The following is a 25831-nucleotide window of genomic DNA, read 5'->3' on the forward strand; positions in this document are numbered from 1 at the left end:
TTGGTTAGTTAGTTATTATTTGTTTTGGGAGTCTGTTGGTTTAGTTGTTTTTTCTCTTCTATTTGTTTTATTTTTTTAACAATCCATGGCAGTGTTAATCCTTGCCCAATCAGAGTCAATAATACCGTCGCTATAGAAATAAAAATGATGGCATTGCGATGTGGAAACGGAGTTCCATCTTCTAAAAATTTTGGAAGTCCCATAGCAATTGCCAAAGAAACAATGCCTCGCATTCCTGACCAGCTTATAATTAGGCTGTTGCCAAAATCGAGTAGGGCATGCTCACTAATTTTTCGTTTTCCCTTTTTATTGCTTTGAAAGGCTTTCTGCAGATTTTTCTTCTGAAAAAAGACCCTTGTCATTCTGGTTAATAGTGCAACGATTGTAATAACTACAGCGTAACCAATGTAAGGCAAAATCATATCATTCTCTATATCTTCTAGAACATATCTAAAATTGAGTCCGATTAAGATGAAAATTAATCCGTTGAGTAAAAAGATAATAACATCCCAAAGACTTTTGGAGCTGTTTTTTAAGTGGTCAGGAAAAGCTTTACTGCTTAAACGCGCCATTGCCAAACCTAAGAAAACCACTGCTATAACCCCAGAAACGTGCAAATGCTCGGCAACAAGATAGGTGAGAAAAGGCATTAAAAGCATAAAACTCACAACAACATTAATGTTGTTTCTAACTGTTCTAAGTATGATTCCTAATATTTTTCCCATTACTACACCTACCAAAAAACCGCCTCCGAGCAAGAAAACAAACTGAAAAGCGGCTTTCCAGATAATGAATGCTGAACCCATTGCGGTTGCAACTGCAAAGCGATAAGCAACAAGAGCAGAAGCATCATTAATAAGACTTTCGCCTTCTAATATTGTAAGTGTTTTTTCGGGTATGCCAAGACCTTTTGTAATATTTACAGCCGCAACAGCATCTGTGGCAGAAAGAATAGCTCCAAGTACAAAAGATAAAGGCCATGTCATGCCTGGAATCATGTAATGAGAAACAACCGCAATCCAGAATGTAGTAAGAAATACTAACGGAATCGCTAAAGTGCTGATTGTGCTTAAATTTGTTTTAAAATGTTTAGGAGAAATATTAAAAGAAGCATCATAAAGCAATGGAGGAAGAAAAATCAAGAAAATAATTTCTGGATTAATTTCGATTTCATTCATTGTTGGAATAAAACCAATTCCAACTCCGACAATAACAAGAAGAATCGGGTAGGGAAGTTTTGATTTTTCTGCAAACGCAGAAAGACCAATTACAATGGCTAATATGAAAATGATGATGGTGTAGTTTTCCATTCTGGTATTTAATTGTTGTTTAGCTGTTTTTCTAAATTTTCTATTTCAGATGGGCCGCTAATATTTTTCTTTATAATATCTCCGGTTTCGTTTGTCAAAAAATGCCATGGAATTCCCATAGACTGATTACCATATAGGCTTCTTAAATTGGCGTCTAATTTTTCATTTGCCCTAATGTGATATCCTTCTAAATTATAAAAATGAATCATTTCTTTCCATTGTTTTTCTCTACTTTCTTTATCGATAGAGATATAAACCATCGTTATATTCTTTGATTTTAACAATTGGTAAAGTTTCGCATTGTCTTTAAATTCGGCTTTACAAGGACCACACCATGTTGCCCAAATGTCAATGTAATATTGTTTCCCGTTTAGACTTTTTATAACATCATTTACAGAGTTAAGGTTTGAAGCATTGTTTACGAATTTAACTTTTTCATTTAATGGTTCTGCCTGTTTATTTTGAAAGGAAATAATTGGCATGATAACGGGTTCCAAAAAGGGTGTATACGAACTTGAAGGATATTCTTTTTTGAATAGATCAAAAAGAGTAATTAATTCTTTTTCGTAATTATTGTTTATCGCTTCATAATAAATGTAAGCGGCAAAGTAATATTCTAACTGAAGTCCTGACAAATATTTTTTTGCATTGTCTATGTTATGTGTATGAATCTGGCCTTTTTTATGAAATTCAGCTAATATTTTAGTATCTGTTTTTTCAAGAATTAATTCGTTGTAACGAAGAAAATTTTCGACATAAAAATAAAACCATGGTGAACTTAAAAGCTCAGGATTTGTAACAGGATTTGATTGGAAAATTTCTTTCCACATTTTAGTAAATTGTTCATTGGAAAGTTTGTTTTTGTTTTCTGCCACAAACAAATAGTTAATAAAAGCGAGACTTCCTTGTATTCCCTTATGAAAATAATCTCGGTCTATTTCTACGAGATGATAAAAATCTTTTGAAATTACTTTTTCTTTAAGAAGCTTTTTAAATCCTGCCATTTCAGCTTCTTTGCTTTGCTCTATTTTTTGTTCTATTTCTGAAGGAATACTGTCTTGCAGATATTTTTTTGTTTCGAGTTCAAAATGTCCGCCTACAATCATGCTTCGATTTGGAATTTGATTGTAAAGCATCTGACCTTTTTGGTTTGGAGATTCTACTGCAAATTTGTTTTCAGAATTCTCAGTATTAATGGTGACTTTATAAGCCATACCTGGCTCTGCAATTAGAGTTCCGTAAGATTTGTAACTGTTGGATAAATCAATAAAAGAAGTTTTGTCTAATGGGATAATAATTTGGAAATTGCCATTTGGATCGATTTGGGCAGAATCTGTAAATCCGAAATAATCGATTCCGTGAATTGGTAAAGTATATTCAATTATGTCTGGAATTTTTCCTGTGATTTTTCCTGTGATTTGAATGCTGTTTTTTGTCTGGCAAATGGCCAATCCAGAAAACAGAAGAAATAAGATTAAAGGGAACCATTTCATTTTTTCAATTTAAGAATTTTTAAAATGTCTCAAATATATATTTTTTGAAAGAAATTAAGAAGTATAATTTGGTTAATAAGTAAATAATGACATGTAAAACAACGATATGCCATACATGTCAGGCAACGAAAATGTCATGTTGTCAGATAGATTTTAGGAGGCTGACGCTAAAACTGACAATTTTATTTAGTTTTTTATATTGGCACAAAGATTGACTTATGCCACCTGAGTTATTAAAATAAAATCAAAATTAAATATATAAAAAATGGGTAAAATAATCGGAATTGACTTAGGTACGACGAACTCTTGTGTTTCTGTAATGGAAGGTAACGAAGCAGTTGTTATCCCTAACGCAGAAGGAAAAAGAACTACACCATCTATCATCGCTTTTGTTGAAGGTGGAGAAATTAAAGTAGGTGATCCTGCAAAAAGACAAGCAGTAACTAACCCTACAAAAACGATTGCTTCTATTAAACGTTTTATGGGACACACTTTTGCTGAAACTGAAAATGAAGCAAAAAGAGTTCCTTACAAAGTAGTAAAAGGTGACAACAATACTCCACGTGTGGATATTGACGGTCGTTTATACACTGCTCAAGAATTGTCTGCAATGACACTTCAAAAAATGAAAAAAACTGCTGAAGACTATTTAGGTCAAACAGTAACTGAGGCAGTTATTACTGTTCCTGCTTACTTTAACGATGCGCAACGTCAAGCTACTAAAGAAGCTGGAGAGATTGCTGGTCTTAAAGTTATGCGTATCATCAACGAGCCAACTGCTGCTGCACTTGCTTACGGATTAGATAAAAAAGGAAATGATCAAAAAATTGCTGTTTACGATTTAGGTGGAGGTACTTTTGATATCTCTGTTCTTGAATTAGGAGATGGTGTATTTGAAGTATTATCTACAAATGGTGATACTCACTTAGGTGGTGATGATTTTGACCAAGTTATTATTGACTGGTTAGCTGACGAATTCAAAACTGAAGAAGGTATTGATTTACGTTTAGATCCAATGTCATTACAGCGTTTGAAAGAAGCTGCTGAGAAAGCTAAGATTGAATTATCATCTTCTGCTGAAACAGAAATCAACTTACCATACGTAACTGCTACTGCTTCTGGACCAAAACACTTAGTTAAAAAATTAACAAGAGCTAAATTTGAGCAATTATCTGATTCTTTAGTAAAACGTTCTATGGAGCCAGTTGCTAAAGCATTAAAAGATGCAGGTTTATCTACATCTGATATCGACGAAGTAATCCTTGTAGGAGGTTCTACTCGTATGCCAAGAATCGCTGACGAAGTTGAAAAATTCTTCGGTAAAAAAGCATCTAAAGGTGTTAACCCTGATGAGGTTGTTGCTATTGGAGCTGCTATTCAAGGTGGAGTTTTATCTGGAGATGTAAAAGATGTATTGTTACTTGACGTAACACCTCTTTCTTTAGGTATCGAAACTATGGGTGGTGTATTGACTAAATTAATCGAGTCTAACACAACTATCCCAACTAAAAAATCTCAAGTATTCTCTACTGCTGCTGATTCTCAACCATCTGTTGAAATCCACGTATTACAAGGAGAAAGAGCAATGGCTGCTGATAACAAAACTATCGGTCGTTTCCACTTAGATGGTATTCCACCAGCACCAAGAGGAGTTCCTCAAATCGAAGTAACTTTCGATATCGATGCTAATGGTATCATCAAAGTTTCTGCAACTGATAAAGGAACTGGAAAATCTCACGATATCCGTATCGAAGCTTCTTCTGGATTAACAGCTGAAGAAATCGAAAAAATGAAAAAAGATGCTGAAGCTAACGCTGATGCTGACAGAATTGCAAAAGAAAGAGCTGAGAAATTGAACGAAGCTGACAGTACTATTTTCCAAACTGAATCTCAATTGAAAGAGTTAGGAGATAAATTGACAGATGATCAAAAAACAGCTATTGAATATGCTTTAACTGAATTGAGAATGGCTCACCAATCTCAAGATCTTGATGCAATCCAAAAAGGATTAGACAATGTAAATGCAGCTTGGAAAACAGCTACAGAAGCAATGTACGCTCAAGGTGGTGAAGGACAACAAGCTGCTCCACAACAAGAGCAGTCTTCTGGAGATAACGTTGAAGACGTTGAATTCGAAGAGGTTCGATAGTATTGATTAACTTCAATTAATAATAAGTACTAAACCGCTGTAAACTTAATGTTTACAGCGGTTTTTTCTTTTTCTTTTTTATTGTTTCTGCTCTTTTTTAATCGTTTTTCATCATATATTTGTACCACATTTGCACCGGCACTTAAATGGAGACAAAGTGTCTCTTATGCATACTTATTGTACCTTAATAAAGGGAAATAGGCGATGAAAAGAGAAAAATAAAGAATGTCTTTCTGTGGGGAGGAATTGTTGCCCCAAAAGCGCGCTTCTGTATACTGGTCGACTAAATGCAGTAATTTTTTGGTGTTATAAGAGGACTCTTTATCGGCTTATCTGCGAGGGAAAAATTTCGTCAGTTAATCTGGGAACCTACCTTCTAGGGATTGATCGGAAAATCATTGCCGAGTTGCTTGCCATTTTCCACAGCCTGCCGGAATCTGAAAATACATTGAAGAAAAAAATATACAGACTTGAAAAAGAAGACTGCTATTCCATTAGCGAAATAGCTGAGAGATTTCAAATATCTGAAGGTTCTGTCTACAGCTATATCCGGAAATATTCAATACCAACCAGACATAGCGGAAAGTATGTAAATGCTCCAATGGAAATTGATAACTTGTATAACAGAAATGATTTTGTATGAAACAATTACTGAAAACCAAGGCAACTGTGCGTCTTCGAAAAGCAGAAAACAAAAATGAATGGTATGTTTATATAGAAAGCTATCCTGTTGAGGTTTACGGAAAGAAAACTCCCCAAAGAATCCGCGAATATATAAACAGATCGGTAACAACAGTGGAGTGGGACAAAAAAAGAACCGCCCGAACGGATGCAGAGGGAACAAAATCCTACAAACCAAAGCGCAACGATAACGGAATAATAATGTGCAGAAGCGATAGCGATCGTGAAATAATGCTGTATGCCGACGGAATTCGTAAAGTTCGGCAGAAAGAATATGATAATAGAGATCTCTACAGTGATGCTGAGAATATATTAGTTGAACAGAAAGAAAAAGGGCAGGAGGATTTTATTAAATACATTGCAGCTTTGTCGGCTAAAAGACACGCTCGAAGTTCAAAATCTGTACAGATCAATTGGAAGCGGACCAAAGAATTTTTAAAAAGCTATTCAGGAAACAGTCTTATATTTTCTCAGATTGACTACAGAATGGCACAAGATTTTAAACTTTTTTTATTAACTGCTCCACTAGAAGGAAAGAGAAAAGGAACCATTTCCAGCAACACTGCGGGAGCCTATTTTTCAATATTCAAAGCAACTTTGAAACAGGCTTTTATTGATGGATATTTAACGGTTGATTTATCTTCAAAAATAAAAGGCATCCCGGAGCAGGAATCAAGACGTGAATATCTGACTATTGAAGAATTGAATGTACTGGCATCAACAGCATGTGAAAAAGGTGTCCTTAAAAGAGCGGCACTTTTCTCAGCGCTTACAGGACTGAGACATTCCGACATTCAGAAGCTCCGTTGGAAAGAGATAAGTTTGGAAGAGGGTATTGCCAGACTTCATTTCACGCAGAAAAAGACAAAGGGTGTCGAATATATGCCAATTTCTGAGCAGGCTCTTCAGCTCTGCGGAGAACCGAGGCTTCCCCGGCAGCTTGTTTTTGAGGATTTGATAGACATATCATGGATTTCACGTCCTCTAAAAAAATGGGTTGAATCTGCAGGTATTAAAAAAAATATTACCTTCCATTGCTTCCGCCATACATTTGCAACATTGCAGCTGTCGAGCGGTACAGACATTTATACGGTCAGTAAAATGCTAGGGCACACCGATGTAAAAACTACTGAAATCTATGCAAAAGTAGTCGATGAGAAGAAAAACAAAGCTTCGCAGGCAATACAATTGGAATCTTTAAAAAACATGCCAAAATGAAAATAAAGTACTTCGAATATATTGCAGTTTACTTGTCTGTTTTTTTAGTCTGCGTTTTGTCGGCATAATCGGAAGACTGGTGCTGCTACAAAAAGATGATGATCATTCAAAGATTGGAACTTCTTCTTCAAAATAGCTTCTATACACAGTTTTAAGTATAGATTTTAATTTAGTGCACCAATTCTACACCCAAATTCAATTGTTCACTTTTATTATTGTACAAATAATTCAAAACTACTATATTAACATACAGTAATATAATTCTGTTCGTGTGGAAATATGTTGGAAATTATATGTGTTAACAAAAATTAGAGATTAAGTTGAGGGGCAAAATACACCATTTATTGATTTGATAATATCTTTATTAGATCACTGAATTTTGCTTAGCTTTTTGTGTCAAAAATCAACTACGAGACAGCACTGCACCGATACTGCAACCAAAGGCTGAATTGTGATAATACAGAATTTTTTAACACAGGTTTCGGATAAAGAGAGATGTGAATATACTCCGTTATATTCAGTATTTAAAGGCCTTTGTATTGATGTCATTTCAGCAGTGTACTAGATATGTACTACCTGAGATTTTAATTATTTTATAATTTTCAAATATATAAAAAATTAAAAGTATACCATTCCTTACTGATTGTTTTAAGTTTGTTTATGTTTACTTTTATTATTGATATACTATTAAAAAAGCAATCATTAGAATGCTTTTTATCCTTTAACGATTTTTCATTTTTCGTATTAATACCTACTTCTGCACTTAACATATTTTTATTAAAATTTAAAAAACTAAGAAAGCATCAAATTATATTAATTAGTCAAAAATAATAAAAACTGATATTTGTGAACCGTTAATTTTTAAAATACTGACATCCTTTGTTTTGGTACGGATTTTGATGAAATGAAATTGCCCTCAGAATAGTCTGAGGGGTTGAATGTTTAAGTTGATACTTCTGCCTTTAAGCGCATGAAGAAGAAGTTTGATTATAACTGTTGCTTCTGAACCGAAGGGGAAGGAATATACCTCTAAGATACGAAACACCAGAATAAAAGTCAAGTCTTTAATAAATTTCATAACATTTAAGTTGTTTGAAAGATTTCCCAGTATATCTGGTATGCCCGAGTAGATGTGAGACATTTCTGCAAGGTTTCAAGGCTCACAAAAGCAGTTTCAGTCACACTGCCGGTAATCTTGGAAAGGCTAGAAGTAAAAAAATAGTCTGAAGTGCTGAGAACAGTGTTCTATCAGCCAAGTGAGGATTAAGGTCTGTATGGGTGAAAATCCCAGAGCGATGGAAATCGGTCGCCGACCAAGCAATCATGTATTTATCAAGCTTTTAAAATTAGCAATCATAATGTAAGCTTCCAATCAGAAATTTTATGTATCATATCCTTGTTTTTTTACAGTTTCAGAATAACACTACCTAAGCTTTTAGTCGCAAAAAAATGTTATCAACTCCAAAAAAGCATCGTAAGTGATTTTGTCTTATTAAGTTAGAAAAAACAGAGCAGCCATTAAATCATCGATTTAATGGCTGCCATATTAATTTCATATCATAAAGATAATTTACAATCCAGTAAATTAGTTGTTTTTAAATCATCCGCCTCCGCTTCTTTTTGAAGTCGAAATGGATTTTAATTTTTCCTGTGCATCCTTAAGCTTCAGATAATTATCAATAGTAATTGGACCAGGATATAGGTTGCTCTGCACTTTATGAGGCGGGTATTTTTCATAGGTTTTAGCAAATTCCCCGATAATGTTCTGAATAGTCGGCAGGAACCATGTCTTCTCTGTAAAGTTGTTCATGAATAAATCGTAACGCTCCTGCGGATCTGCCCATAAGTCAAATATCTGCGGTACGGTTGCAACATAACTGGAGCCACCTTTCCATCCTAAATTAGAATCTACCGCCAAACCTCCTGTTGCCTGTCCGTTATCTCCGCGTAAATTAAAAACTGCTTTGAATTTTCCGACTCTGATGGCTCCCGGCAATAATTCGTCTTCTGTAAAATAGAACCACATATCCCTTTTAGATTTACCTGTGCCGAATAAAACCGGAGACATGTCATAACTGTCAAAAATTGTTGGTTTTCCTTCTCTGTCTACAGTTGGCAGTTCCTGTCCTGATAAAGCAGCAAAAGTTGCCATAAAATCAAGAGTTCCTAAAATATCATTATTTTTAGAATTCGCTTTGATTTTTCCGGGCCACCATGCCAATGTCGGAATACGGCTGCCGCCTTCGCGATCTGTTCCTTTTGTTCCTCTAAAAGGCGTGTAGCCGCAATCTGGGTAAACATCCTGCCATGTTCCATTATCAACCGTATAAATGATTAAAGTGTTTTCGGCAATTCCCATATTGCGGACTTCATCCATAATACGGCCAATTCTTGCATCCAATTCAACAATACAGTCGGCGTATTTGTTTTTACCGGCTGATTTCCCTACATAGTCAGGATGAGGCAGGTTAGGCTGGTGATTTTTTGCAAAAGAGATTTCCATAAAGAATGGCTTATCTTTTTTACCATTTTCCTTAAGCCACTTTATAGATTCCTCTTCTGTATACTGATCCAAAAACGGGATCACTTTTCCGTCTATTTTTCTAACTTCCCTGTATGGTTTTCCAGCTTCTCCCTCTAAAGCGCCTTTGGTTCCTTTGACCCATGTTGCTCTAATATCATCCGGCATGTCAGCATTCCAATCCGGATCTGTGTACGTGTAGGCGTTCAAGTGATACAATGTTACGTTTTTCATCACATCAAATCCCTGAGCGATAGGCATGGAATAATCTTCTTCGCCAAGATGCCATTTGCCGGCAAAAAAGGTATTATAGTTTTTTCGTTTTAAAAGAGATGCTAATGTCCATTCCGCTTTAGGAAGACCACCACCATCTCCAGGAAACGCAACTGTTGTCATACCGCTGCGGTTTGGAATTCTTCCGGTTATTAAGGCTGCTCGTCCAGGTGTACAGCTTGGCTGTCCATAGAAGGACCAGAACTGCATCCCTTCATTTGCCATCCTGTCTATATTTGGTGTTGCAGCACCGCGGCCTTCACCACCGCCATAAGGGCCTAAATCTCCCCATCCGGTGTCATCCGATAATAAAATAATAATATTGGGACTTTTTTGGGAGTACCCAATTACACTACTCAGAGCCAGACAGAGCAAGGCCAGAAATTTAAAAATGTGCAGCTTTTTGTTTAATAATTTCGTCTTCATAGATGAACTGTTTAAATTAATATTAAAACCTTGTAATAATTATTGACAGTTTTAAAGGCTGGTAAAAAATAAAGGTGCCTTATTTTCAAATTTATTTATTTAAAACCCTTTAAAACAGTTTTTTATGCTTGATCATGTTGCAGGTTATAATCTGCAACATGATTTTTCCGCTAGATCCAAGAAAATTGTGAGCTGTATTCCAAATTGGGGCTAATAGGATATTCCATGTCAAAAAAACATTTCATTTGCCTCAAAAGAAAATGAAGCTTTTTCCTGTTTTTACATTGGCAGATACCATCTAAAGCCAAGCCTTACTCCGAAATTATTTGCATTTCGGGGATAGCCGTCTGATCTGTACATCATAATTTCAGGTTCAACATACGCATTGTATTTCAGCTTGCCTGACCATATGTAGCCAACCCTGAAGTCCATCGGCAGTGCCACTTTTCCTGTTTTGTAATCGATCTGCCATTCGGGTTCGATTCCTGCATAGACACCATTGGACCAGGTGTAAAAAACATTGGGCTGCAGAACAGCATATGCTGATGAACCGTACTTGTCATTTCCGGATATTGAGAAGAAATTTTCCCATATCCAATACATCTGCCATTTTCCCAAATCGGTAAATGTTATGGTAAAGGCAGGTCCCAGGCTCCATTGCGGAGAGCCCAGCTGATCATCAGTCCTTGTTGGAATCTGGATATTCCACCCGGCGCCAAACTGTCCCCAGTCTTTCTTGCTCAGGAGAAAAAACTGATTTAAAGTCAAATCTCCCAAACCAGTTTTGCCATCCGGAGCCGTATTTAAAAAGGTGATCACCCTGATGAGCTGCGGTACTTTGATTAGAAGCCCTTCTTTAAGGGGAATAATTCCCCTGAAGCGAAAGTTCTGTGCAAACCCATCCTGGCCTTCAGTTTTAAAGATCGCGAACTCTTCCAGCTGCAGCTGCCAGGCCAGAGTAGTGGGATTCATCACTTCCTGGGATAATTTTACTGAAGTTCCGCCTGTTTCCGGTTCTTGGGTTTCCTGTTTCTCCTGAGCGTTCAGAGAACCACATCCGATGATAGCTGCAAACAGGGTTATGATTAGAGACCTATATGATTTGGTATTGCTTTTTATTGTATGGTGTAATTTCATAGCATGGTTTTAAGATTGTCTAATTGCCCGGAAAAATAACTTTCCAGTCTGTTTTCATATCTGCAAATGACCAGTTTTTGGCTTTTCCTTCATCAAGGCCTTTATCTAAAGTGCCGACATGTGATTTTCTGTCATAAGCCCATTCACGGATGGAATCCGTGTGATGCACGTATAATTCGAAATTTTTATATTTGCTGGAAGCGGCCCACTCGAGCATTTGAAGGTCGCCATCAGAATTTCCAGCGGCGAAAACAGGTTTTTTCCCGATATATTTTTCGATGGCTACCGGTTTCCCTTCCTTATCATCATTGAAGTCAAGCGTAGGAAGCTTGATGATTACGGGCTTTCCATTATTATAGTCATATTTTGCCTGCAGCGTGCTTCCCACAATCTGATCTTTTGGAATTCCATAAACGTCTTCTGCCCATGCGCGCATGAAGTCGATTCCTCCGCCTGAGACGATGAATACCTTAAACTGGTTTGCCTGGAGGTATTTTACAAGCTCCAACATGGGCTGATAAATGAGTTCTTTATACAATTTCTTTTTTGTGGGATGTTTGGCTGTATTGATCCAGCCGGCAACATTGGATTCAAACTCATCTGTGCTCATTCCTGCATGGCTTACAGCAACTATCTGTAGAAGGCCTGCTTTGCCCTGTTTCATCAGCTCACCCATATTGTTTTCCAATACGGCCTTAAAAGGCTGTTTGTTTTTCCATTCCGGATGTTTTGGGGCTAGTGCTTTTACCTGATCAAGAGCGAAAAAAAGCTGAAAGTAAAAAGGCTGTTCTGACCATAATGTCCCGTCATTGTCAAAAGTTGCGATACGGTCTTTCACGGGAATAAAATTGGCGCTTTCTGAGTTTGTGACATCTTTGACATAAGCAATAATATCCTTTTTGACTTTGGTATCATTCCATGAAGCAAGCGGATCTTCATTTGAAGTTGCCGACTCTTTTGTTTCTTCTGCAGAAGTTTCATCTTTTGCAGCTTCTTTTTTACAGCCTGTACTGAGTAGAAAGAAAATAGCTAAAGCTATTATTTTAGCGCTCGCTGATTTTTTAGTCTTTTTCATCTTGTATGGTTTAAGTAATTAATATTCTTTGACAATGCTTTATTATAAAAAAAAAATAAGATTTGACGAATACTTTGTTAAATAACCCGTTGCTTAACGAGTGAAAAAAATATGAAGGGCAATTGTTTTTGTAGAGCTTAATGTGATAAAGCATTTTTTTATAGAAAGCAAATGCGTGTGTTTTGAAAAGCTATACAAACAGTAAATGGCTGGATGCAATTTGAAAATTAAATATACTATAGGAAAAAAGTCATAATTTTTTCTTGAATTTGGTTGCAGATTACAATCTGCAACCAATAATTAGGATTTGTAACCAAATAATTTGAACTAAAGGAAGAATTATTTTATAATTATTTATTAGCAGATCATATATTCAATATTTTTATATAAAAAATGCTCTAGGCCATTGAAAAGCAGGGTGTTAATAAGTTGGTAAAACAGACGGCCCTTTTTTATACTTGAATAATCATGCATTACAAGTGATTTCCGAGTTTGATTTTTTGTGCATTTGCACTGCTGTTTAAAAAATAAGCTATTGAATTTGCAAGAGAGAATTAATGATTTGAAAGTTCACATATTTTGCCTCTTAAATGAATTATGCTTCTGGTGAAGCTGCTTTAAAATTTATATAATCAAGTTGTTGAGATATGGGTGATTATTTAAAATTGACTTTAGCAATAATGCTGGTTATCTGCTTTCCCGCTTTTGGACAGACTGAGAAACTTCAGCAGTTTTGGAATGAATATGCTTTTACACAGGATATAAGCGAGAAGTGGGTGGCTGAACTTGATGCGGGTCTCAATTCAAGCGGTGTCCCGGGACATAATACTATTTTTTATGGATTCACCCAGTTCAGTGCAAGAGCCTGGATACACTATTATCCTGCTGATCGCTGGAAACTTTCTTTTTTTTATGCTTACTATTACAATGTCAATGTGCCTGAATTGAACCAAAATAAAGCTCCTGAGTTTAGATTTGCTCTGCAGGTAACATATAATTTGTTAAAACAGTACCGATTGAGTGTAAATTTAAGGGCAAGGTTTGAAGACCGGAATATTCAAAATGAATCAGGCATTTTTGAAGCGGTGGAGCGCTTCAGATTCCAGGGGCGGGCGGTTTACCCAATCAATAAGGCGAAGATTGAAGAAAAATCCATATATGCCTTTTTATCTGAAGAGATATATTTCAAGACGGAAAGTGAAATAAGCGGCGACGATTTTTTTGATAGAAACAGATTTACTTTGGGATTAGGCTACAAGGCAACAAAGGATTTCCAATTTGAAGTTTCGTATGCCAATGAATACCTGCCACGTTCCAGTGCTGATAAGGTTTATAATGCCCTGCAGCTGAATGTTACGTTCAATAATCTTTTATCAAAGGCAGTAAAACCATTTAAGCGCAAAACAACTGCAGTGGATGATGGTGCTCCAAGTGGAGGCGGCGGGTAATTATTTCATAATATGCGAATGTATCTCCATCATTTCTAATCAATGGCTAGTTTTTTAGAACTAAATCTACCATGTGCCACGATTCTAAACCAAATCCAATTTTGTTATTTCAATATTAAATCATTCACAAAAATAAAAAATACTAACGTGTTAATAAACAATAGTACTTTTTTGTATTAGGAATACTGGATTCTTAATTCATTTAGCTTTTAAAAATCCCGATTAACATTTTTGTAAATTTTTAAAGTAGTAAAGCGATTCCATTTAATGTCAAAATTTATAATGATTGATTTCTGCAGGCTGCAATCTTAACTTTTAGTCGCAAAAAGATAACACTCAATAAAAAATCTGCAGCTAGTGCAGATTTTTGTTTATCATTTAACAATTAAAAAATTATTCCGCAGCAACAATGTTCACAGTATTTAATGCAACATCATTTAACAAACAGTCCGCTTCTTTTTCCTCAGCAAGTGTCTGTGTCAGTAATTTTGCGGCATCGTTTTCTCCCAGCGTTTTAGCAAATGCTACAAGCGTTCCATAAGTTGCAATTTCATAATGCTCGATTTTTTGTGAAGCTGCAATAATTCCTGCATCACGAACTGCTCCAGGCTGTGTTTCTTCCAAAATACTGTCTCCTTCTTTAAGTAATCCTGCCATCGCTTCGCATTTTTTTCCTTCTGCTTTTTCACCAAGCAGTTCAAAAACTTTTTCAAGTCTTTTGACCTGATTTTGTGTTACGGCATGATGTTCTTTTATAGCCGAAGCAAGCGCTGCATCTGTAGCATTGTTCTGCATTTTTGGCAGTGCGCCGACCAAGGCATTTTCTGCCCAATAGATATCTTTAAGGCTGTCAACAAATAAAGCCTTTAATTCTGTGGCAGCATCGGCTGCAGGTTGTACAATTCCAGTTTTAGGAGTTTTGTCTGCAGTTTTTGTATTATTAGGTTTTTCTGAATTTTTCATAGTTATTAATTTAGTTTTAATTGTATAGGTTTTGTTCACGATCCCAAAATCTGTGTTTTCCCATTGCTTGTATAAAGTCTTTTGTAAATTTTTCACTTGCAGCTTCTTTCGTAACAATAAGACCCTGATCATCATTTGTGATTTTAGAAGCAAAATTTGCAGCACTTAATAAAGAAACAGCCCTTCCATCGGCTCCAATTACTTTGCAGTGTTTATAAGCATCATTTAAAAATTCATTTACTTCTTCGCTTTCCGCCAAAATACTCAAGCCGAGTCCGTCTGGTATATAAACAGCATCAAACAATACCGATGATGCTGTAAGAAAGCTGAAATCTGCGTGAATTTCTCCGTCAGTATCCGAAATTACAGCTCCGAGATGTGGTGCTACAATACAGCCTTTCGCATCTTCCTGCAGTAATGCTTTTTTCATGTTAGACACTGCAGCTTCAGAAACTCCGTCAGCACAGATAATAGCGACTTTTCTCGAGGCAATTGTTGGTGAATTAGCTGGGTTTTTCAGCATGCTTAATGCATCAGATGATTTTACAGACTGCTCGACTGTGGTCGATTCCTGTTTTCCGTTTTCATTTTCAGGAGATACACCGTGATTAAGAGGTGTTTCCAATACAGGAGGAACTGTCGCTCCAAGTCCAATGGCTACTTTTTCAGCAAGATCTCGATCTACTTGTGATAAAAGTCCCAGCATTCTAAGTCTTATGGCTGTGGTTTCGACTTTTCCCAGTTCGAAACGAAGTGCTTTAACAATATGGCTTTTTTCTGCAGATGTCTGGCTATTGAAAAATAATTTTGCCTGTCCGAAATGATCATTAAAACTTTCACTTCTTTCTCTTATTTTATGTGCATCGATGCGTTCATTAAAACTAGCAAATCCTCCTTCTGCAATTTTTGCCTGATACGGACAGCCGCCTCCAAGAGAATTAGGATGATAGCTGACACGCCCAGTATTAATTTCCTGGCGCATATGTCCGTCACGCTGATTATTATGTACAGGTGCTACACTGCGGTTAATAGGGATTTCATGAAAATTAGGACTTCCTAATCTGGAAAGCTGTGTGTCTGTATATGAAAACAAACGTCCCTGTAATAAAGGATCATTTGAGAAATCGATTCCTGGCACTACATGTCCCGGATGAAAAGCTATTTGCTCTGTTTCTGCAAAAAAGTTATCAGGGTTTTTGTTCAAAACCATTCTTCCCACAATTGTTACAGGCACCAGTTCTTCGGGTACCAGTTTGGTAGGATCCAGTAGATCAAATTCGTATTTATTTTCGTCTTCCGATGGAATGATCTGAACACCTAAGTCCCATTCTGGAAAATTTCCTGATTCAATGGCTTCCCAAAGATCCTGCCTATGGAAGTCAGGATTTTTTCCTGAAATCTTCTGTGCTTCATCCCAGGCAACTGCGTGGGTGCCTAATTTAGGTTTCCAGTGAAATTTCACAAATACAGATTCGCCTGCTTCATTGATTAATCTAAAAGTATGAACTCCGAAACCTTCCATCATACGATAGCTTCTCGGAATAGCACGATCAGACATTGCCCACATTATCATGTGCATGGATTCCGGCATCAGTGATATAAAATCCCAGAAGGTATCATGGGCAGAAGCGGCCTGTGGTATTTCATTATGTGGTTCGGGTTTTACCGCATGAATAAGGTCAGGAAATTTTGATGCATCCTGAATAAAGAATACAGGCACATTATTTCCAACAAGATCATAGATGCCTTCCTGCGTGTAAAATTTAACCGAAAATCCGCGCACATCACGTGCCAGATCTGTAGAACCTCGAGACCCTGCAACTGTAGAAAACCTTGTAAATACAGGTGTTTTAAGACCTTTTTCCTGAAGGAAACCTGCTTTGGTTAGTTCTGGTATTGGATTAGTAACTTCAAAGAAGCCATGTGCACCAGATCCCCTCGCGTGTACGATTCTTTCAGGTATTCTTTCGTGGTCAAAATGTGTTATTTTTTCCCTCAGGATAAAATCTTCCAGTAAGGAAGGCCCCCTTTGGCCTGCTTTGAGGGAATTATTGTCGTCGTTAATCTTAACACCCTGATCGGTGGTCAGAAACTTATTCGTGCCGTCTGATTTGTTGATCAGCAGATCTCGCTGCTTTTCATCCTGAAAATTTTTCATATAAGGTAGTGTTATTAGTTAAAAATAGAACCTGAAAAGAAGTGTAGAAATTCAGCTCTAATAAACTGTAAATCATTTTTTCAGGCTATCAAATTTACCTCTACTATAATAGATCCAGTTATAGAATTACAATCTCATGTTACAGAATTAATGATTTTAAGTTGTTGATATACAATTGTTTATTTTTGTTTTTGAAAAGTGTAATAATATAATAAAGTATAACAATAATATAAAGTATTCCAGTAAAGCTTCTATATCTTTAATTTCGAATTCAATATCAATAATGTTATTTTTAAAATTAAATTTTATGTTTAAAAAAGGAGAAAAGGTGCAGCAGGAATTTGGCTTACAAGTAATGAAAGTTATTGGTTTTGAGCCACACTTGATAGAGAATGTGGTGACAGAATGGGAGGATGAAGCAGGAACAATTGTAAAAGGAAAATTTATGGAATCTCAGTTACTGCCTGCGGAAGATGAAGGAGAAAAAAAGTAGTATGCAATTTTATACCTAAAATCATGAAAAATTTTTTACGCAATAACGGGCTTTCAATTTGTTTTTTATTATTGTTTGCTGGCTCTTTTGCAGGACAGATTTTATTTGGATTTGCAGAGCACAATAAAGATCTTTTAGAAGACGGCGCAGCTCAGATCAATCTATTTTCGTATTTCTCAACAGGGCATTTTATAGAATCTACATTTGAAAATTGGGAAAGTGAATTTCTGCAGATGGCATTGCTGGTGGTGCTGACAATTTTCCTGCAGCAGAAAGGGTCTTCAGAATCTAAAGATTTAGATAAACAAGAAGAAGTTGACAGAGAACCAACAGCTAAGAGAAAAAATGTTCCATGGCCTGTTAAAAAAGGAGGCTGGATATTAGCTGTGTACAAGCATTCTCTAAGTATTGCCATGTTTTTATTGTTTTTTCTTTCAATGGCCGCACATTTTTATGGAAGTTTAAAAGATGAAAATGAACAGCTGGCATTAAAAGGTCTGCCTCTTGAAACTGCTTCAGCATATATCGGAGATTCCCGGTTTTGGTTTGAGTCTTTCCAGAACTGGCAGAGCGAATTTCTTTCTGTATTTGCTATAGTGATTTTTTCCATTTATCTGAGACAGATTGGTTCTTCGCAGTCTAAACCTGTGGATGCTCCTCATATGCAGACAGGAGAATAACTGTACTACTAAATTTTGATTATAAATTAGAGAATGTAGATATTTTTTTTACAAGTATTTTCTGAATTTCTAGAGTTTTGCTAACATTAATTGTCTACATTTACATGAATATCAAAATATCACAGCAAATGCAGAACAATCTCCTGGCAAGCTTGAAAGAGCACCAAAATAAATTATTGACCATATGGTCTCAGCTTTTACAAGCAAACGGTTCTACTGATGGAGCAACAGAAGAAGAAGAATCAAAGGAGTTCGCAGCCCTTTTACTGGATGCCCTGCAGCATTCAAATGGAAATAGTGATTCAGATGAATTTGAAAAGGTTCATGATCTGTTAATCGGAATTTCAAGTTCGAGAGGAAGGCGTGGTTTTTCTCCCCGTGAAAATGCCCAGTACCTTATTGCTTTTAAAGAGGCAGCTTCAAAAATTCTTTCTGAAATAGAGTCTGATCCTGCAGCATTATACAATGCAAATTTAGAATTAAGCACAGTGGTGGATAATATGACTATCTTAACTTTTGAATCGTATATGAAAGGACGTGAAGATGTCATTTCAAGACAGATTGACGAGATCAGCGAGATTTCGACTCCGGTTATCCGTGTGTGGGATGGTGTTGTGGCACTTCCTATTATTGGAACCCTTGACAGCTCCAGAACACAGGTGGTAATGGAAAATCTTTTACAGCAGATTGTAGACACGGGAAGTTCTATCGCCATACTTGATATTTCAGGCGTGCCGGCAGTAGACTCACTTGTGGCGCAGCATCTTATAAAAACGGTGAGTGCAACCAGATTAATGGGTGCAGAGTGCATTATCAGCGGCATCCGCCCTGAAATTGCACAGACTGTGGTGCATTTAGGCATAGATCTTACTGGAATTATTACCAAGGCGTCATTGGCAAGCGCTCTTCAGACAGCCTTTGACATGCTGCAGCTTACGGTTGTGAAAAGAAAATAACGAATTAAGATTACTGACATGGAAAGAATTCCAATACTCAAGATGGGGGATTTTCTGCTGGTTACCATACAGGTCGATCTGTATGACCAATTAGCTGAAAATCTTGAATCTGATTTAATAAATACTATAAATAAGAATAATTCAAAAGGCGTTTTGATTGACATATCTGCCGTTTCCATTATCGATTCCTTTATGGGAAGGATTTTAGGAAATATTGCCGTTATGTCAAAAATTATGGATGCACAGACTGTAGTGGTTGGCATGCAGCCTGCGGTTGCTATTACACTGGTTGAACTTGGATTATCTTTAAACGGTGTTATTAGTGCCTTAAATGTTGAGAAGGGCATGGATTTGCTTCGCGCGAAAATGTACAATGGCGATAACGAGGAGCAGACGTATGACGACAGCAACCAATAAAGAAGAACTGCTTATAGTAAAGGAGCAGGATGTAGTTCCATTACGCAACCGTGTAAAGGAGTACGGCGTAAAAATTGGAATGAGTATTTTAAACCAGACCAAGTTGATTACCGCCACAAGTGAACTTGTCCGAAATCTTCTCAAATACGGAGGTGGAGGAAAGGTTATTATAGAATCTGTAAGCAACGGACGTGATCTGGGAGTACGCGTAACTTTTATTGACAAGGGACCGGGTATAAAAGATATTGCTCTGGCCATGCAGGACGGTTACAGCACCGGAAAAAGTTTAGGCCTCGGCCTGCCGGGCACAAAAAGGCTGGTAAATGAATTTGATATACAGACAGAATTAGGAAACGGTACAACCGTTACTATAATAAAATGGAAAAATGGATAATACTTTTTCCGTTTACAAAATTGATGACCGGAGTCTTATCGCATTCATCAAAAGAGAAATACATAATTTAGCACTTGAGTTAGGTTATAAAGCGCACAGAGCAGCTGAAACCGATATTATAATTGCCGAACTTACTTCTAATCTTATTAAATATGCAGGCGGAGGGGACCTGTTATATAGATCACATTATAATGGAAGCTGTAATGAGATAGAAATATATTGTCTTGATAAAGGAACTGGTATTGAAAATATTACCAAGATAATGAAAGATGGTTATTCTACCTCGAGCACACTGGGGCAGGGAATTGGTGCTATCAAAAGATTAAGCAATGATTTTCAGATTTATTCCATGAGAGGATGGGGAACTGTCCAATATGTTAAAATCTGTGATAAAGCTGATGTATCTGTTCCGAATTCCAATACGGGATTGGATGTGGCCGCACTAAGCGTAAACTATCCCGGTGAGCGGGTGTGCGGAGATGGGTATCATATTAAATATTCCAGAAAAGGTTTCCAGATTTTTGTCGGAGATGGATTAGGTCATGGCTTAAATGCTCACCAAGCAGTAGAACAGGCAGTGAGGGCTTTTAAGCAATGCGCTGAAAATGATCCTGCAGAAGTGCTACGTTATATTCATGAACATGTTAAAAAAAGCAGAGGACTTGTTGCTACTATTGCCGCAGTTGATTATGAAACAGAAAGCTGGAATATCTGCGGAATAGGCAATATCAATACACGCATTTATAACGGACTTGATAACAAAACGTATACTCCATATAATGGTATTATAGGCCATAATATTCCACGAACTATCAACAGCACCAGTGTTGCCTATCAAAAACATCAGATTATTATCATGCACAGTGATGGACTGCGTACCAGATGGAATCTCAGTGAACTGGCTTCTATAATTAAACAGAGTCCTGGAATTATAGCTTCGGCTCTGTATAAAGACAATGTAAGGGGAACTGATGATGCTACAGTTCTGGTTGGAAAAATAATTTAAGGCTTTATGAAGGAAATTGTAAAAATTAATCTTGACAATGAAATGGACCTCATACTGGCTCATAAACGGTCAATGAAAATTGCTGAAATGTGCGGCATGCCACTTCCTGCTCAAACCCGTTTTTCTACAGCTGTTTCAGAAGTGGCAAGATGTTCCATTGCAAATGGGAAAAATTCTGTGCTGGTTTTGGGAATCAATATCATCAGAGCAAGCCACAAAGAAATAATGGCCGTCCTTACCGATAAAGTCGATCTTAAAAAATGCAATCCTGAAGCCTATAAATATGCCGCCAAAATATCAGGAAATATAGAATATAAATATGCCGACAGCAAATCGGTAACAACTTTAAGCCATCAGGTCCCATCACCTGGACTTCTTTCAGAAGCAAAAATCAATACTCTGGCAGATTATTTCAAATACGAACCGCCAATTTCTGCTTATGATGAAATCAGAAAGAAGAATATTGAGCTTGTAGCGCTTTCAGAAAAGCTGGGAGAGAGTGAGAATAGATATAGAACTTTGGTTGATACAATTCCCGTTTTAATCTGCATTGTCAATGACCGAAACAATATACTGCTTGCAAATAATGCATTTGAAATTTATCTAAAAGTTCCTTTACTTTCTTTTGATAAAAAAAGTCTGGGCGCATTTATACATCATGATGATGTGCACCTGATTATTGAAGGATGGAGTAATGTAAAAAAAAATAGAGGATATTTTTCTGCGGATGTTCGTGTTAAAAAAGAGGAAATTTATATCTGGCACAATATTTCTATTATGCCAAATAAATCCGAAGACGGTTCTATAGGCAGCTGGCTTATTTATTTTGTGAATAATAATGCCCAGAAAATGATTGTTGAAGCGCTGAAGGATAATTCAGAGCTAAGAAAAATTCAGCTTGAGCTGGAAAGTGCAAACTCGAAACTTCAATTCAAGAATAAGGAACTAGAACAGTTTGCCTTTATAACAAGTCATGATCTGCAGGAGCCGCTGCGAAAAATCATGATTATGATTTCAAGAGCAGCAGAACATCTCACAGAACAGCAGAAAACGCTTTATTATTTTGATAAAATTACCTTGGCAGCTGGAAGATTATCTAACTTGATTTCAGATGTTCTTAATTATTCCCGTGTCAATAATCATGATAAATTTACTGCTAGGGTTGATCTTAATGATGTTGCTGCACAGACTTTAGAAGATCTGAGTCTTATTATAGAAGAAAAAAAAGCCGTCATAAATTTAAGTCCGCTGCCAGTTGTTAATGGCATCGATACCCAGCTGCGCCAGCTGTTTTATAATTTAATAAACAATGCGTTAAAATTTAACTCAGCACAGCCGACAGTAAATATTTCCTCACTTATAATTTCCGCCCAAACTGACACCGCTTTTGATCCTGCTGCTCCCTCAGGTAATTTTCATGTAATTTCTATTGAAGATAATGGAATTGGAATGGACAGTGAATATTCAGGCCGTATTTTTGATATGTTCCAAAGGCTGCACCAAAGAGACCAGTACAGCGGTAACGGTATTGGACTGGCATTGTGCAAGCGTATTATTGAAAACCATAATGGAGTCATTAATTTTACCAGTATGCCAGGACAGGGAACAACTTTTTGGATCTATTTGCCAAAGAATTAAAGCTTTTTTTATTACATCAGAGATAAATATGACCGATTTTATTTTATGATCTTTATGTCTGTTTAACAATTTTTATAATGTTAGGAGATTTTAGCCAATGATTCTATTTTTTCTATCTGCTTAAAATGTCTTACAATATGATTAATGAAAAATTCAAAAGTATCGCCAAGTTTTAGATTGATTAATCTAGAGATCGATATTTTAATTTTTACCTTATTCAAGTTTACATTTCGGGACTGCTGTAACAAATCCAGCAATTTGTACTGCTGATTTATAAATTGGTCTATAACCGTTTTGTCAAGATTTTCATTTAAAGGATTTTTATCCTTAAAAGTTTTCATTTTGTTTAATTTTTCTTTGGGCAGCATGCTTTTTGAGAAGTAACTCCCTATTAATCCGCTTTTAAATTCAATTTCAGATCTGCTGTCAGTATTCTTGATTTCATTTTCTATTTCTGGTAGATAAAAATTCCCGTATCTGTTTAAATGTTCCAGGCATTCCAGAATGTTCCAGGAAATTTCATCTTCTTTCCATGTTAATACATTTAAATCATAAGTTTTTAGTTTTTCGGCTTCCTGGATAATCTTTTCTGTCTGTTCTAAAAGAGCTGTAATAAATTTTTCTGACTGCATAAGTTTAATTTTAATGTAAAGGTCAAAAAATAGATTTTTATAAATCTTGATTCAAATCAATACTTTTTTAGGCGTGATAAAGTTTCAGGACTCATTCTTAAATAATTAGCAATATGTCTGTTTGGAATTTCCTGAAAAAGTTGCGGACTTCGTTTCAAGACTCTTTCATATCGTTCTTTTGGAGAATTTGTGAGAAGGTCAATTTCGCGTTCCAGCTGCTGGACTGCAAGATTTTCTAAAATTTCTGTCCATAAAATCTGGTTGTTTTTTACTGATAAAAATTCGTCAATCTGTTTTTTGGTTATCACTTTTAAAACTGTTTTTTTTATGGATTGAATATATAAATTAGAAGACTGTCCTGTTAGAAAAGAATCAAGAGCAACGATTAAGTTTCCAGTATATCCAAATCTAATATTTTGTTCATCGCTGCCATCCAAAACAAAAATTCTCATGCTGCCGCTTTCTATATAATATAAATTGGTATCTATGGTGCCATTTACTTTCAGAAATTCATTTCTATTAATACTTATCTGTCTATCTGAAAGTGCTATGATTTCTTTCATTTTGTCTTTGTTTGTGGGTTAGGAATCTGCTTTGATGACAAAAATCTAAAATTTGATTCAGATTATATTATAAATTAAGTTTTCTTTCAAACGGAATTTGAATTAAGTGATATCATGTAATTTATAGGTAAGATTCTGTAATATGAAGATCTTTATTTGATTTAAATTTATGACTGGAATATGATAAAGTGGAAGTGTAAGTAGCTGAATACCGCATTTCATTTTCCGTTTATCTGGTGTCAAAGACATGATAAAAAATGTAAATGCTTCTGTAAAATATCAGTCGTGTTTATTTTAAGAAAATAATCTGAACCTTATAAAAGTAAATTCAATGACCGCCAACAATAAAAAACGTATTGCAATTATAGGAGGAGGTCCAAGCGGGCTTTTTATATATAAAAGACTGGTTGAATCTGGAAAGAATAATTTTGAAGTAGAAATCTTCGAACGTAAAGCACAGCTTGGTTCAGGAATGCCCTACAGTAGTGAAGGTGCAAATAATGAACATATTACCAATGTTTCTGGCAATGAGATTCCAGATATTGTAATTCCAATGTCAGAATGGGTACACATTGCGCCTGCAGAACTGCTGGAAAGATTTAAAATTGATCCCAATAAATTTAACGATTATAAAGTATTTCCCCGATTATTTTTTGGAGAATATCTTGCTGCACAATTTAAAATGCTGATTGAGGCAGGATCTAAAGTCGGAATCAGTTCAGAAATACATTTTGATAGTGTAGTTGCTGACATTAAGTATGATGTAGAAAACAGTACAGTAGAGATTCAAACCGAAGCAGGGCTGACAAAAATATTTGATTCTGTTGTTATCTGCACAGGACATAATTGGCCTGTAACTTATGAAGGAAAAATACCAGGTTATTACGATGCTCCTTATCCGCCTCAAAAACTAGTACAGAAGTTTAATCATACTGTTGCAATTAAAGGCTCTTCTTTAACAGCCATAGATGCAGTGAGGACTATTGCAAGAAATAATGGTTCATTTGAATCAGATAAAGATGGGAACTTACTTTTTACTTTATCTGCAGAAAGTAGTGATTTTAAAATTATGATGCATTCGAAAAGCGGCATGCTGCCTGCTGTACGATTCCATCTGGAAGATTCTCGCCTTTCCAATGATTCTTTATTGAGCAGTGATGAAATAGAAGATCACAGAAAAAATAATAATGGTTTTCTCTCGCTTGATTTTGTATTTGAAAAGAATTTTAAAGAAATATTCCATGAAAGGGATTATAATTTTTATGAACGTATCAAAGATTTATCAATTGAAGATTTTGTTGAAGAAATGATGAAACTTCGCGAGCGTTTGGAACCTTTTCAGTTATTAAAAGCTGAATATGCTGAGGCCGAGAAATCTATTAAAAGACACGAATCAGTTTATTGGAAAGAAATGCTGGGCGTGCTTAGCTTTGCCATGAACCATCCTGCAAAATACCTGTCGGCAGAAGACATGCAGCGGCTTCAGAAAGTCCTCATGCCGCTTATTTCCATTGTAATTGCCTATATTCCTCAGAAATCCTGTGAAGAGCTTCTCGCTCTTCATCACGCAGGCGTTCTTGATCTTATTTCTGTCGGTTCTGAGAGTACAATTGAACCCCAGCTTAAGGGAGGAATAATATACCACTTCAGCGATGATGATCAGAAAAAACATTCAATTTATTACAAAACATTTATAGACTGTGTAGGCCAGCCTCACATGGAATACCATGATTTTCCTTTTAAAACGCTGCTCTCACAAAAAGCCGTAAGTCCTGCACGTTTAAAATTTAAATCTAACCAAGCCGGCCATGCTGCTTTTATGATGAATGAGAATACAGTAAAAAGAGATGAGGCCGGAGAGTATTTTATGAATGTATCAGGCATAGCTATAAATGATAATTTTCAAGTTATTGATCAGTACGGAGCCTATAATAAAAACCTATACATTATGGCAGTGCCTTACATAGGCGGACTTAATCCTGATTATTCTGGCTTAGATTTTTGTGAAGCAGCTTCAATGCAGATTATTCAGAATTTCTTACAGGATTGATTAATTAGTAATGTTTTGATAATATAGTAATTATTTTATTAGCTTAATAATCAGTATTATAACTTTAAATGGTTTGCTGTAATCAAACAATTAAGCATTAAAAAATATAAAATGAAAGAAATGACACTAAGGAACTTTTAATAAATTATT

General features: G+C 36.0%; 20 protein-coding genes. 11 read left to right on the forward strand and 9 right to left on the reverse strand.

What is annotated here, in order from left to right; translation table 11 throughout:
* Positions 1-8 precede the first annotated feature (8 nt).
* Positions 9-1310 carry a Na+/H+ antiporter gene (locus AC1Q5Z_RS03160; protein ID WP_198856158.1) on the reverse strand — a complete coding sequence of 434 codons (1302 nt, stop codon included), beginning with the start codon at positions 1308-1310 and terminating at the stop codon, positions 9-11.
* Positions 1311-1318: 8 nt separating this feature from the next.
* On the reverse strand, positions 1319-2803 hold the full coding sequence (locus tag AC1Q5Z_RS03165; RefSeq protein WP_492443791.1) for a TlpA family protein disulfide reductase: 1485 nt from the start codon (positions 2801-2803) through the stop codon (positions 1319-1321).
* Positions 2804-3068: 265 nt separating this feature from the next.
* Here AC1Q5Z_RS03165 and dnaK point away from each other — a divergent pair, with 265 nt between their 5' ends.
* Complete coding sequence (gene dnaK, locus AC1Q5Z_RS03170) at positions 3069-4952, forward strand: molecular chaperone DnaK (protein WP_492443792.1); 1884 nt, start codon at positions 3069-3071, stop codon at positions 4950-4952.
* A 639-nt stretch (positions 4953-5591) separates the two neighbouring features.
* Complete coding sequence (locus AC1Q5Z_RS03175; protein WP_492443793.1) at positions 5592-6851, forward strand: tyrosine-type recombinase/integrase; 1260 nt, start codon at positions 5592-5594, stop codon at positions 6849-6851.
* A gap of 1600 nt (positions 6852-8451) precedes the next feature.
* Here the strand turns inward: AC1Q5Z_RS03175 and AC1Q5Z_RS03180 are convergent.
* The 3 genes from AC1Q5Z_RS03180 to AC1Q5Z_RS03190 all read right to left on the reverse strand — a co-directional run bounded on the left by AC1Q5Z_RS03180 (position 8452) and on the right by AC1Q5Z_RS03190 (position 12283).
* Positions 8452-10071 (reverse strand): arylsulfatase, encoded by a 1620-nt coding sequence (locus tag AC1Q5Z_RS03180; protein ID WP_492443794.1) that lies wholly within the window; start codon positions 10069-10071, stop codon positions 8452-8454.
* Positions 10072-10350: 279 nt separating this feature from the next.
* Entirely contained in the window at positions 10351-11208 is an 858-nt protein-coding gene (locus tag AC1Q5Z_RS03185; RefSeq protein ID WP_492443795.1) for a hypothetical protein, read from the reverse strand.
* Between the two features lie 19 nt (positions 11209-11227).
* Positions 11228-12283: an HAD family hydrolase gene (locus tag AC1Q5Z_RS03190; RefSeq protein ID WP_492443796.1), complete on the reverse strand. Its 1056-nt coding sequence runs from the start codon at positions 12281-12283 to the stop codon at positions 11228-11230.
* Between the two features lie 647 nt (positions 12284-12930).
* Here AC1Q5Z_RS03190 and AC1Q5Z_RS03195 point away from each other — a divergent pair.
* Positions 12931-13731, forward strand: a complete 801-nt coding sequence (locus AC1Q5Z_RS03195; RefSeq protein WP_492443797.1) for a DUF2490 domain-containing protein — start codon at positions 12931-12933, stop codon at positions 13729-13731.
* 393 nt (positions 13732-14124) lie between these two features.
* Here the strand turns inward: AC1Q5Z_RS03195 and AC1Q5Z_RS03200 are convergent, their stop codons facing one another.
* Positions 14125-14694 (reverse strand): YciE/YciF ferroxidase family protein, encoded by a 570-nt coding sequence (locus AC1Q5Z_RS03200; RefSeq protein WP_492443798.1) that lies wholly within the window; start codon positions 14692-14694, stop codon positions 14125-14127.
* Positions 14695-14710: 16 nt separating this feature from the next.
* Complete coding sequence (locus AC1Q5Z_RS03205) at positions 14711-16852, reverse strand: catalase (RefSeq protein ID WP_492443799.1); 2142 nt, start codon at positions 16850-16852, stop codon at positions 14711-14713.
* A gap of 307 nt (positions 16853-17159) precedes the next feature.
* On the opposite strand from AC1Q5Z_RS03205, the gene AC1Q5Z_RS03210 reads away from it, so the two are divergent.
* The 7 genes from AC1Q5Z_RS03210 to AC1Q5Z_RS03240 all read left to right on the forward strand — a co-directional run bounded on the left by AC1Q5Z_RS03210 (position 17160) and on the right by AC1Q5Z_RS03240 (position 22436).
* Positions 17160-17345, forward strand: a complete 186-nt coding sequence (locus AC1Q5Z_RS03210) for a hypothetical protein (protein ID WP_492443800.1) — start codon at positions 17160-17162, stop codon at positions 17343-17345.
* Between the two features lie 23 nt (positions 17346-17368).
* Complete coding sequence (locus AC1Q5Z_RS03215) at positions 17369-18025, forward strand: DUF6766 family protein (protein WP_492443801.1); 657 nt, start codon at positions 17369-17371, stop codon at positions 18023-18025.
* A 128-nt stretch (positions 18026-18153) separates the two neighbouring features.
* On the forward strand, positions 18154-18981 hold the full coding sequence (locus tag AC1Q5Z_RS03220) for an STAS domain-containing protein (RefSeq protein WP_492443802.1): 828 nt from the start codon (positions 18154-18156) through the stop codon (positions 18979-18981).
* A gap of 18 nt (positions 18982-18999) precedes the next feature.
* Entirely contained in the window at positions 19000-19398 is a 399-nt protein-coding gene (locus tag AC1Q5Z_RS03225) for an STAS domain-containing protein (RefSeq protein WP_144338689.1), read from the forward strand.
* A 103-nt stretch (positions 19399-19501) separates the two neighbouring features.
* Positions 19502-19792 (forward strand): anti-sigma regulatory factor, encoded by a 291-nt coding sequence (locus tag AC1Q5Z_RS03230; RefSeq protein ID WP_492443803.1) that lies wholly within the window; start codon positions 19502-19504, stop codon positions 19790-19792.
* Complete coding sequence (locus AC1Q5Z_RS03235; protein WP_492443804.1) at positions 19785-20798, forward strand: SpoIIE family protein phosphatase; 1014 nt, start codon at positions 19785-19787, stop codon at positions 20796-20798. The genes AC1Q5Z_RS03230 and AC1Q5Z_RS03235 overlap by 8 nt, the downstream gene beginning before the upstream one ends.
* 6 nt (positions 20799-20804) lie before the next feature.
* Complete coding sequence (locus tag AC1Q5Z_RS03240) at positions 20805-22436, forward strand: sensor histidine kinase (protein ID WP_492443805.1); 1632 nt, start codon at positions 20805-20807, stop codon at positions 22434-22436.
* An 80-nt stretch (positions 22437-22516) separates the two neighbouring features.
* Here AC1Q5Z_RS03240 and AC1Q5Z_RS03245 read toward each other — a convergent pair whose 3' ends face one another.
* Both AC1Q5Z_RS03245 and AC1Q5Z_RS03250 read right to left on the reverse strand, forming a co-directional pair.
* Positions 22517-23068 (reverse strand): DinB family protein, encoded by a 552-nt coding sequence (locus AC1Q5Z_RS03245; RefSeq protein ID WP_492443806.1) that lies wholly within the window; start codon positions 23066-23068, stop codon positions 22517-22519.
* A 56-nt stretch (positions 23069-23124) separates the two neighbouring features.
* Positions 23125-23631, reverse strand: a complete 507-nt coding sequence (locus AC1Q5Z_RS03250; protein WP_492443807.1) for a Crp/Fnr family transcriptional regulator — start codon at positions 23629-23631, stop codon at positions 23125-23127.
* 331 nt (positions 23632-23962) lie between these two features.
* Between AC1Q5Z_RS03250 and AC1Q5Z_RS03255 the strand changes: the two genes are divergently transcribed.
* Entirely contained in the window at positions 23963-25681 is a 1719-nt protein-coding gene (locus AC1Q5Z_RS03255; protein WP_492443808.1) for an FAD/NAD(P)-binding protein, read from the forward strand.
* The last annotated feature ends 150 nt before the right edge of the window (positions 25682-25831 follow it).

The sequence above is a fragment of the Flavobacterium sp. GW823-FHT06G12 genome (assembly GCF_058794775.1).